A 4496-nucleotide genomic window follows, 5' to 3' on the forward strand; every position below is an offset into this window, starting at 1 on the left:
CGCGCCAGTATTTCGTCGAGGGCGTCGAAAAGCCAGCATCGCAAACTGAACCCTCAAAGTCGGCTTTCAACTTTAAGGGTTTTTTGTCGTTTGTCGCTATACCGGAGTTTAATTTACCGGTAGAAAAAGCATCTCGCTTCCAAAGTCAATAACCGCCTGATTTGCCAGCATAAATTCAGCACCGATGGTGGCGTCCGTACTGACGCTCCCGGCGGCTGGGCGCTTCTCGGCTTTGTAGGCATATGCGTCAAAAATATGGGGTTGAACACGGACCGTGTGTTGTCCATCCAGCGTAAATCCCACTTGTTTTTTGCTCAAAAATACCTCGCCCAATGTGCCACTAGGTCCGCCGAACTGATCGATCACCGGGCCCAATTGAACCTTGGCACGCTTGGCAAACTCAGTGTCCAAAACCGTCTCGGAGACTGTGCTGATGCCGATATGCGCAGAGACGCCATTAATCAATCCGTCAATGGCATATTGCCCCAGCGCGGCATCCCACATCATCTTATGACCTGCATATCCATGGCTGAATAGCTTGCTATCTTCAGCGGCCGTATCTTCCATCGTCGCGGGTGTGGCCAGGCGAGCATTGTTATAGTCGACAATGACGTGTCGATCGCGCAACCATTGAACGCCAAGCATGCCGTGCATTTCGCCTAAATGTTTCGTTTTCTTAAAGACCGGCATTTTTGACAAAATTCATACATTTGAGGCTGATCCCCACAATTTTTCGCAATTGCAAACCAATCTCTTCCTCAATCGCGCATCACGGAAAATCAAAGCCTACAACAAGGCGGTCAGCTCGCAAAATCAGCCTATGCATGTGTGGGACAGTCTGAGCCATCCGGACGGGAATCGCGGCGGCGTCGGCATGGTGCACGAGCAATTCCATTTGCCTACGTCGACCATCGACGCCGTCATGCTCGATTCATTTCTGCCTTTAAGCAACGCCAACCTGGTGATAAAAATCGATGTGGAAGGACATGAGCAGCACGTTCTCGCTGGAATCGAAGACACCGTCAAGAACAACCGCATACTTATGCAAATCGAAGTATACGAGCTACAACAAGCGGTCGTTTTCCCTATGCTTGAAAAAATGGGCTTGCGGCGCATTCATCAAATCGATCACGATTTCTACTACACCAATATCGCCGCCGATATTCTTGGCCGTTAACATGGTGCGATGCTATCGAAGGCCGGTGGTTTGAGCCGCGCCGCCGCCAGACAGGGCCCGCTAGCGTCGTTTCCGCCCGGCTGACGGGCTGCGCCTCCGTACTCTGGGCACGGAATTGGCGGATAATGTCGGATTCGACGTTTGCCGCCGGCCGCCCATCCCATGTCCAAGAAGCCCCCCACGACCGCCGCCTGTCCCTGCGGCGGCCCCACGCTGGCCGCCTGCTGCGGCCCCTATATCGCCGGCGCCGCCATCGCGCCCACGGCCGAAACGCTGATGCGCTCGCGCTACAGCGCCTACACGCTGCGCGACGAAGCCTATCTGCGCGCGACCTGGCACGTCAGCACGCGGCCCGCCGAGCCCATCGTCAACAGCGAGGAAAAATTGCATTGGCTGGGACTTGAGGTAAAATCTGCTTTACGTTTACGTCAACGTAAAGCAGAAGCGCCCGATCCGGTCGCCGATCGGACTGAAGACACGGTCGAATTCGTCGCCCGTTTCAAAGTCCACGGCCGCGCCGAGCGCCTGCACGAAGTGAGCCGCTTCGTGCGCGAAAACAGCGACGGCGCGCTGCGCTGGTTTTACGTCGACGGCCACTTTCCAGAATAGCAGCACGCGCAGACACCACGGCGCGTGATAACAACAGGGACAGCCATGCCGCACATCGAAAGCAAACTCAATCCGCGCAGCGACGACTTCAAGGCCAACGCCGCCGCCATGCAGGCCATCGTCGACGACTTGCGCGACAAGGTCGCCCACATCGCCCTCGGCGGCGGCGCAGCGGCGGCGGCCAGGCACGTCGGGCGCGGCAAGCTGCTGCCGCGCGACCGCGTGCAGATGCTGCTCGATCCCGGCACGCCCTTCCTCGAACTGTCGCAGATGGCCGCCTACGGCATGTACCAGGACGCCGGCGGCGCCGATTCCGCGCCGTCGGCCGGCATCATCACCGGCATCGGCCGCGTCTCCGGCCAGGAATGCGTCATCTTCTGCAACGACGCCACCGTCAAGGGCGGCACCTACTATCCGATCACGGTGAAAAAACACCTGCGCGCGCAGGAAATCGCCGACCAGAATAATCTGCCCTGCATCTACCTGGTCGATTCCGGTGGCGCCAACCTGCCGAACCAGGACGACGTCTTCCCCGACCGCGACCACTTCGGCCGCATCTTCTACAACCAGGCCAACCTGTCGGCCAAGGGCATACCGCAGATCGCCGTCGTGATGGGATCGTGCACCGCCGGCGGCGCCTACGTGCCGGCGATGAGCGACGAATCGATCATCGTGAAAGAGCAGGGCACGATTTTCCTCGGCGGCCCGCCGCTGGTGAAAGCGGCCACCGGCGAAGTCGTCACGGCCGAAGACCTGGGCGGCGGCGACGTCCACACCCGCCTGTCCGGCGTGGCCGACCACCTGGCGCAGAACGATTTGCACGCGCTGTCGCTGGCGCGCACCATCGTCTCGAATCTGAACCGCGCCAAGCCACAGCAGGGCGCGTTGCGCGAGACCGTGGAACCGAAGTACGCGGCCGCAGAATTGTACGGCGTGATTCCGGTCGATACCCGCAAGCCCTTCGACGTGCGCGAAGTGATCGCGCGCGTGGTCGACGGCAGCGACTTCGATGAATTCAAGGCGCGCTACGGCACCACGCTGATCTGCGGCTTCGCCCACATCTTCGGCATGAAGGTCGGCATCATCGCCAACAACGGCATCTTGTTTTCCGAGTCGGCGCTCAAGGGCGCGCACTTCATCGAACTGTGCGCGCAACGCAAAATCCCGCTGGTGTTCCTGCAAAATATCACCGGCTTCATGGTCGGCCGCAAATACGAAAACGAAGGCATCGCCCGCAACGGCGCCAAGATGGTCACCGCCGTCGCCACGGCCGCCGTGCCGAAGTTCACCGTCATCATCGGCGGCAGCTTCGGCGCCGGCAACTACGGCATGTGCGGCCGCGCGTTCTCGCCGCGCTTCCTGTGGATGTGGCCCAACGCGCGCATCTCGGTGATGGGCGGCGACCAGGCCGCGAGCGTGCTGGCGACCGTCAAGCGCGACGGCATCGAAGGCAAGGGCGGCGCGTGGACGGCCGAGGAAGAAGCGGCGTTCAAGCAGCCGATCAAGGACCAGTACGAACATCAGGGCCACCCCTACTACGCCACTGCGCGCCTGTGGGACGACGGCGTCATCGACCCGGCCGACACCCGCATGGTGCTGGGCCTGGGCCTGTCGGCCGCGATGAACGCGGAAATCGCCGACACCAAATTCGGCCTGTTCCGCATGTGATGGAGACGACGATGATTTATCAGACCCTGGACGTTTCCATCGCCGGCGTGCTGGCCACCGTCACCCTCAATCGCCCCGACGTGCGCAACGCGTTCAACGAAATCACGATTTCGGAACTCGCCCTGGCCTTCGATGAACTGGGCCGCAATGAACTGGTGCGCGCCATCGTGCTGGCCGCGAACGGCCCGGCCTTTTGCGCCGGCGCCGATTTGAACTGGATGAAAAAAATGGCGGCCTACACGCACGCCGAAAACCAGGCCGACGCGCTGCAACTGGCGCAGATGCTGCGCACCATCTACCTGTGTCCCAAGCCCGTGGTGGCCAGGGTGCAGGGCGATTGCTACGCCGGCGGCATGGGCCTGGTGGCCGCGTGCGACATCATCGTCGCGGCCGAGGAGGCCAATTTCTGCCTGAGCGAAGTGAAACTGGGACTGATCCCGGCCACCATTTCGCCCTACGTCATCAAGGCCATGGGCGAGAACGCGGCGCGCCGATACTGCCTCACCGCCGAACGCTTCGGCGCGCGCGAAGCGCACCGCATCGGCTTCGCGCATGAAGTGGTGGCGGCCGACGCGCTCGACGCCAAGGTCGCGGAAATCGTCAAGGCACTGACCAACAACAGCCCCCACGCCGTGCAGCAAGCCAAAGTACTGGTGCGCGACGTCGCCGGGCAAACCGTCAACGATGCGCTGCTGGCCGACACCGCCGAACGCATCGCCCATATCCGCGCTTCCGAACAGGGCCGCGAAGGTGTGCAGTCCTTCCTGGAGAAGCGCAAGCCGAACTGGCTGATTTAGCCGGTGCGGATTGAAGAAGCTGGAGTAGTTTTGGAATTGAAACCACAAAGTGATTGGGTCAGCCGCAGCCTGCGCAGCGTATGGCATCCGTGTACCCAGATGCAGCACCACGAGACCGTGCCGCTGATCCCCGTCAGCCACGGCAAGGGCGCGTGGCTGTACGACCACGATGGCCGCCGCTATCTCGACGCCATCAGCTCCTGGTGGGTCAACCTGTTCGGCCACGCCAACCCGCGCATCAACGC

At 61.2% G+C, this 4496-nt stretch carries 6 protein-coding genes; 5 read left to right on the plus strand and 1 reads right to left on the minus strand.

Going from position 1 to position 4496, the window contains the following annotated elements; translation table 11 throughout:
* Positions 1–108: 108 nt before the first annotated feature.
* Positions 109–690, minus strand: coding sequence for a hypothetical protein (locus Q0S71_RS22615; protein ID WP_296000832.1), 582 nt, complete (start codon positions 688–690; stop codon positions 109–111).
* Between Q0S71_RS22615 and Q0S71_RS22620 the strand changes: the two genes are divergently transcribed.
* The 5 genes from Q0S71_RS22620 to Q0S71_RS22640 form a co-directional block, all read left to right on the plus strand.
* Positions 644–1177, plus strand: a complete 534-nt coding sequence (locus tag Q0S71_RS22620; protein WP_296000821.1) for an FkbM family methyltransferase — start codon at positions 644–646, stop codon at positions 1175–1177. The two genes, Q0S71_RS22615 and Q0S71_RS22620, sit on opposite strands and share 47 nt — an antisense overlap.
* Before the next feature lie 162 nt (positions 1178–1339).
* On the plus strand, positions 1340–1786 hold the full coding sequence (locus tag Q0S71_RS22625) for a YchJ family metal-binding protein (RefSeq protein ID WP_296000823.1): 447 nt from the start codon (positions 1340–1342) through the stop codon (positions 1784–1786).
* Between the two features lie 45 nt (positions 1787–1831).
* Entirely contained in the window at positions 1832–3454 is a 1623-nt protein-coding gene (locus Q0S71_RS22630) for a carboxyl transferase domain-containing protein (RefSeq protein ID WP_296000825.1), read from the plus strand.
* Positions 3455–3465: 11 nt separating this feature from the next.
* Positions 3466–4251, plus strand: coding sequence for an enoyl-CoA hydratase/isomerase family protein (locus Q0S71_RS22635; RefSeq protein WP_296000828.1), 786 nt, complete (start codon positions 3466–3468; stop codon positions 4249–4251).
* Between the two features lie 30 nt (positions 4252–4281).
* A partial coding sequence (locus Q0S71_RS22640) for an aminotransferase class III-fold pyridoxal phosphate-dependent enzyme (RefSeq protein WP_296000830.1) occupies positions 4282–4496 on the plus strand: 215 nt, incomplete at its 3' end.

It is taken from the genome of Rugamonas sp. (assembly GCF_025354735.1).
Taxonomy (GTDB): domain Bacteria; phylum Pseudomonadota; class Gammaproteobacteria; order Burkholderiales; family Burkholderiaceae_D; genus Rugamonas.

Bases quoted from the DNA above. Each gene is read 5' to 3' on its own strand.
- Q0S71_RS22630 (WP_296000825.1), top strand. From the start codon at position 1,832: ATGCCGCACATCGAAAGCAAACTCAATCCGCGCAGCGACGACTTCAAG.
- Q0S71_RS22625 (WP_296000823.1), top strand. From the start codon at position 1,340: ATGTCCAAGAAGCCCCCCACGACCGCCGCCTGTCCCTGCGGCGGCCCC.
- Q0S71_RS22620 (WP_296000821.1), top strand. From the start codon at position 644: ATGCCGTGCATTTCGCCTAAATGTTTCGTTTTCTTAAAGACCGGCATT.
- Q0S71_RS22615 (WP_296000832.1), bottom strand. From the start codon at position 690: ATGCCGGTCTTTAAGAAAACGAAACATTTAGGCGAAATGCACGGCATG.
- Q0S71_RS22635 (WP_296000828.1), top strand. From the start codon at position 3,466: ATGATTTATCAGACCCTGGACGTTTCCATCGCCGGCGTGCTGGCCACC.